Origin of the sequence: Limnohabitans sp. Rim8 (assembly GCF_945869175.1) — a bacterium.
Classification (GTDB): Bacteria; Pseudomonadota; Gammaproteobacteria; order Burkholderiales; family Burkholderiaceae_C; genus Limnohabitans_A.
The window spans coordinates 1-4,213 of sequence record NZ_CAMBNZ010000132.1 but is presented as its reverse complement, the minus strand read 5'-3'; the positions used below and the strand labels follow the sequence as shown (position 1 = coordinate 4,213).

Annotated in this window: 6 protein-coding genes and 1 pseudogene; 1 reads left to right on the top strand and 6 read right to left on the bottom strand. The window is 60.6% G+C overall.

All coding sequences use genetic code 11. The annotated features are described in order from the left end of the window. The 6 genes and pseudogenes from Q0O19_RS13895 to ureA all read right to left on the bottom strand — a co-directional run. Nucleotides 1-213 (bottom strand): annotated as a pseudogene (locus Q0O19_RS13895) (urease accessory UreF family protein); the annotation flags it as partial. Further along, complete coding sequence (gene ureE / locus Q0O19_RS13890) at nt 203-814, bottom strand: urease accessory protein UreE (protein WP_295523950.1); 612 nt, start codon at nt 812-814, stop codon at nt 203-205. The gene ureE and the pseudogene Q0O19_RS13895, both read right to left, overlap by 11 nt. Continuing rightward, on the bottom strand, nt 814-2,556 hold the full coding sequence (gene ureC, locus Q0O19_RS13885; RefSeq protein ID WP_295523948.1) for an urease subunit alpha: 1,743 nt from the start codon (nt 2,554-2,556) through the stop codon (nt 814-816). Before ureC ends, ureE begins: the two co-directional genes overlap by 1 nt. 1 nt (nt 2,557) lies before the next feature. Beyond that, on the bottom strand, nt 2,558-2,896 hold the full coding sequence (locus Q0O19_RS13880) for an urease subunit beta (RefSeq protein ID WP_295523946.1): 339 nt from the start codon (nt 2,894-2,896) through the stop codon (nt 2,558-2,560). A 7-nt stretch (nt 2,897-2,903) separates the two neighbouring features. After that, nucleotides 2,904-3,074 carry a hypothetical protein gene (locus Q0O19_RS13875; protein WP_295523944.1) on the bottom strand — a complete coding sequence of 57 codons (171 nt, stop codon included), beginning with the start codon at nt 3,072-3,074 and terminating at the stop codon, nt 2,904-2,906. 15 nt (nt 3,075-3,089) lie between these two features. Then, entirely contained in the window at nt 3,090-3,392 is a 303-nt protein-coding gene (gene ureA / locus Q0O19_RS13870; RefSeq protein ID WP_090138429.1) for an urease subunit gamma, read from the bottom strand. A gap of 224 nt (nt 3,393-3,616) precedes the next feature. Between ureA and Q0O19_RS13865 the strand changes: the two genes are divergently transcribed. After that, nucleotides 3,617-4,213: transporter substrate-binding protein (locus Q0O19_RS13865; RefSeq protein ID WP_295523954.1), on the top strand; the 597-nt coding region annotated here is incomplete at its 3' end.

Sequence of the window (4,213 nt, the reverse complement as noted above, 5' to 3'; positions counted from 1 at the left end):
AATGGCTTGCGCCAGTACCGCCATATCGCCCCGCGACAGCGTCAGGTGCAGCTGGTCCACCACCCATTGGGTGGCGCTGTGTTCATCGTGCACCAGGCCTTGCTCGATGGCCGCTTCCAGTCCTTCGGAATAGGAGAAGCCGCCTATCGGCAAGGCAGGCGATGCCAGCCAGATCAGCTGCAGCAGCCCCGAAGGCGCGGTGTCAGTGCTCATGCTTGCAGCCGGGGCCGTGCACATGCGGCGCGGCAGGGGCAGTGTGGATCGGGATGGCAATGCGTTTGGCAGCTGACGGGGCTGCATGATTTTGATCGTGGCCGTGGTCGTGCGTCAGCCCATGTGCGTGCCCAGCATGCCCGGCGTGGTCACCGTACGCGCCGCTTTCGGGCTCGAAGGGCTCAGAGACCTGCACCACCGTCATGTGCATGGCACGCAGCATGTCGGCCAGCACATGGTCTGGCTCGATTTTCAGGTGGTCGGGTTGGAGTTCAATCGGCACATGGCGGTTGCCCAGGTGGTAGGCGGCGCGCGTCAGGTCAAAGGGCGAACCGTGTTCGGTGCAAGCGGTGATGCGCAGCACGGTTTGGGGCGCGGCTTCCACGCGAATGAGCGAGCCGTCTTCTGCCACCAGCACATCGCCGCCGCGCACCACGGTGCCCCGGGGCAAAAACACGCCGAGCGCACGGCCAGTGCTGTCGGTCGCGTCAAATCGGCTTTTTTGGCGGGTATCCCAGTCGAGCGTGAGGGCGCTGGCGCGTTGGACCAAGACCTTGGCCAGGCCTCGGCCTTGTGGCATGAGTTTGGAGCAAAGGATCATCAAAACAAAAAGTAGCGTTGGGTCATGGGCAGGCTGGTGGCGGGTTCGCACACCAGCAGCTGGCCGTCGGCACGCACCGCATAGGTTTGTGCATCGACTTCCATGCGGGGTGTGTAATCGTTGTGGACCATGTCCTTCTTGCCCACTTGGCGGATGTTTTTCACGGCACTCAGGGTTTTGGCCAGACCATAACGTGCACCGATGCCCGCTTGCAAACCCGCTTGCGAGACAAAGGTCAGCGAGCCACGCGACAGTGCGCCGCCAAAGCTGCCAAACATGGGGCGGTAGTGCACCGGTTGGGGCGTGGGGATGGAGGCATTCGGGTCACCCATGGCGGCCAAAGCAATGAAGCCGCCTTTCATGACGATGGCCGGCTTCACGCCAAAGAACGCAGGTTTCCAGATCACCAAATCGGCCCATTTGCCCACCTCGATGCTGCCCACTTCGTGGCTCATGCCGTGTGCGATGGCGGGGTTGATCGTGTACTTGGCGATGTAGCGCTTGACGCGGGCGTTGTCGTGGCGGTCGGTGTCGCCGGGCAGGCTGCCGCGCTGCTGTTTCATCTTGTGCGCGGTTTGCCAAGTGCGGATGATGACCTCACCCACCCGGCCCATGGCTTGGCTGTCGCTGCTCATCATGCTGATGGCCCCCAGGTCGTGCAGGATGTCTTCGGCCGCAATGGTCTCTTTGCGAATGCGGCTTTCGGCAAAAGCCAGGTCTTCGGCAATCGCCGGGTCCAAGTGGTGGCAGACCATCAACATGTCCACATGTTCGTCGAGCGTGTTGATGGTGTAAGGCCGTGTCGGGTTGGTGGACGAGGGCAAGACATTGGCTTCGCCCACGACCTTCAAGATGTCTGGGGCGTGTCCACCGCCCGCACCCTCGGTGTGGAAAGTGTGGATGGTGCGGCCCTTGAAAGCTGCCACAGTGTCTTCCACAAAGCCGGACTCGTTGAGCGTGTCGGTGTGGATCGCCACTTGCGTGTCGGTTTCTTCGGCCACGTTCAGGCAGTTGTCGATGGCCGCCGGTGTGGTGCCCCAGTCTTCGTGCAGCTTCAGGCCGATCGCGCCTGCGTTGATCTGCTCGTGCAGTGCTGCGGGCAAGGCGGCGTTGCCTTTGCCCAGAAAGCCCAGGTTCATCGGGAAGGCGTCGGCCGCCTGCATCATCCGTTCGATGTTGAAAGGCCCAGGCGTGCAGGTGGTGGCAAAGGTGCCGGTGGCGGGGCCCGTGCCACCACCGAGCATGGTGGTCACGCCGCTGGCCAGTGCCTCGTCAATCTGCTGGGGGGCAATGAAGTGGATGTGCGAGTCGATGCCGCCAGCGGTGACGATCAGGCCTTCGCAGCTGATGATCTCGGTGCCAGGGCCAATGACGATGTCCACGCCCGGCTGCGTGTCGGGGTTGCCCGCCTTGCCAATGGCGGCGATGCGGTTACCACGCAGGCCAATGTCGGCCTTGACGATGCCCCAGTGGTCGACGATGAGTGCGTTGGTCAACACGCAGTCCATCGCACCAGGTGCTTCAGGGCCCGTTCCGTGGGCGGCATTGGTGCGTTGCGATTGCGACATGCCGTCGCGGATCGTCTTGCCGCCGCCGAACTTGACCTCTTCGCCGTAGCCACCGGCTTGCAGGGTGAAGTCTTTTTCGACCTCGATCACCAAAGCCGTGTCGGCCAGGCGAACGCGGTCGCCCACAGTGGGGCCGAACATTTCGGCATAAGCGCGTTTGTCGATGTGGGCCATGTCAGTCGGCTTTCTGTGCGTTGTCGTTGGCGCGATCGAGGGGGCCTTGGGTCAGGCCCCGAAAGCCGTACACCACCCGGTCACCCGCGTAGTCCACCAGCTCCACAGTGCGTTGCTGGCCAGGCTCAAAGCGAACCGCCGTGCCCGATGCGATGTTCAGCCGCATGCCCTGCGCGGCGCTGCGGTCAAAGCTCAAACCGCCGTTGGTTTCGGCAAAGTGGTAGTGCGAACCGATCTGAATCGGACGGTCACTGGCGTTTTGCACCACCAGGATGCAAGTGCGGCGGCCCACGTTCAAGGCGTGCTGACCGGGGTCAATCAAAAGTTCTCCGGGGGTCATGCAGGGCTCACTTTTTGCCAAAGTACACAGCCACAGCCACCAAGGCGGCTGCGACCACAAAACCCAACACATCGGTGGCATGCCAGTGGGTGCCGCCCAAGCCGTGCCCGTCGTGCGCCAAAGCGTTGTGGGCCAGTTGTGAGAAGGTCAAAGAAAGTGTGAAGGCAATTTTTTTCATAACAGCTCCTAGGTCTCAAACGATGGGTTGGTGCACGGTCACCAATTTGGTGCCGTCTGGAAAAGTTGCTTCGACCTGGATGTCGGGGATCATCTCGGCGATGCCGTCCATCACGTCGGCACGCGTCAAAACGGTGCGGCCTTCGCTCATCAGTTGGGCCACGGTCTTCCCGTCCCGTGCGCCTTCCATGACCGCAGCGCTGATCAAAGCAATCGCTTCGGGGTAGTTCAGTTTCAGACCGCGCGCCTTGCGGCGTTCGGCCAAAAGGCCTGCTGTGAAGATCAACAGCTTGTCTTTTTCACGGGGAGTCAGTTCCATTTTGGTGCGCTCTGCTGGAGTTGGTGCATTGAATGGTGTCAATGTAGCAAAGACTGTGCCCCTATATAGGAGGCGTCGTGTCCTCTGGGGACATTGCACGCCATTTTGCGGTGCACAACAGCGTCTGCAAAGGTTGGCACGGTGATTGCGAGAGCTGAGGCAGCGTTGCACATCGCCGCGTGTTTGTTTGAACAACCTACTTTCCTGATTGGAGTGATCTCATGTTGAATCGTCGTGGCCATCTCAAAGCCCTCGCAACTGCTGCTGCCATTGTGGCTGGCAGCTTGACATTGGTAACACAGGTCCAAGCGCAAACGGGCAACACCATCAAGGTGGGCGTGCTGCACAGCTTGTCCGGCACCATGGCCATTTCCGAGACGGTGTTGAAAGACACCGTGCTCATGGCCATCGATGAAATCAACGCCAAAGGTGGCGTGCTCGGTAAGAAGCTCGAGCCCGTGATCGTGGACCCGGCCTCCAACTGGCCTTTGTTTGCTGAAAAAACCAAGCAGTTGCTTGGCCAAGACAAAGTCTCGGTGATCTTCGGTTGCTGGACTTCGGTGTCGCGCAAATCGGTGTTGCCGGTGGTGGAAGAAATGAACGGCTTGTTGTTCTACCCCGTGCAATACGAAGGTGAAGAACTGTCCAAGAACGTGTTCTACACAGGCGCTGCGCCCAACCAACAAGCCATCCCTGCGGTGGATTATTTGATGAGCAAAGAAGGCGGCGCAGCCAAGCGTTGGGTTTTGCTGGGCACCGATTACGTGTACCCCCGCACCACCAACAAAATCTTGCGCGCTTACCTGAAAAGCAAAGGCGTG

Excerpts from the sequence above, each read along its gene's own strand:
- Q0O19_RS13875 (WP_295523944.1), bottom strand. The coding sequence starts at position 3,074 with ATGAAAAAAATTGCCTTCACACTTTCTTTGACCTTCTCACAACTGGCC.
- ureA (WP_090138429.1), bottom strand. The coding sequence starts at position 3,392 with ATGGAACTGACTCCCCGTGAAAAAGACAAGCTGTTGATCTTCACAGCA.
- Q0O19_RS13880 (WP_295523946.1), bottom strand. The coding sequence starts at position 2,896 with ATGACCCCCGGAGAACTTTTGATTGACCCCGGTCAGCACGCCTTGAAC.
- ureC (WP_295523948.1), bottom strand. The coding sequence starts at position 2,556 with ATGGCCCACATCGACAAACGCGCTTATGCCGAAATGTTCGGCCCCACT.
- ureE (WP_295523950.1), bottom strand. The coding sequence starts at position 814 with ATGATCCTTTGCTCCAAACTCATGCCACAAGGCCGAGGCCTGGCCAAG.